1 pseudogene is annotated in these 245 nt (G+C 65.7%); it reads left to right on the top strand.

Annotation, left to right across the window (positions count from 1 at the left end):
* A pseudogene (locus tag SB756_RS34055) lies at nt 1–142 on the top strand (arginine N-succinyltransferase); the annotation flags it as partial.
* Between the last annotated feature and the right edge of the window lie 103 nt (nt 143–245).

Here is a 245-nt window from a genome sequence, read left to right as displayed (position 1 = left end):
GGTGTGCAACGGCCAGTTGCAGGACTACCGTGCAGTGTTGCTGGAGCTCGACTGGGTGCCCGGCAAACCGGTCAGCCTGGGGCGCGATGCGGCCGACGCCCTGGGCAGTGGTGAGGGTGGCAGTGTGCGTCTGGTTGCCGTCGGAGGCGCGGGCCTGCGCAGACAGCTCGTAACAGCAAGCTCGAAACGAAGCGTTTCGCGGTGGCAGAGGTCGCCGCTCAAGGAGATAGCATGATCGTTCGTCC

This window comes from Pseudomonas sp. SIMBA_068, assembly GCF_046534705.1.
GTDB classification, from domain to species: Bacteria; Pseudomonadota; Gammaproteobacteria; order Pseudomonadales; family Pseudomonadaceae; genus Aquipseudomonas; species Aquipseudomonas putida.
This window is presented reverse-complemented; position numbering and strand designations above follow the sequence as displayed.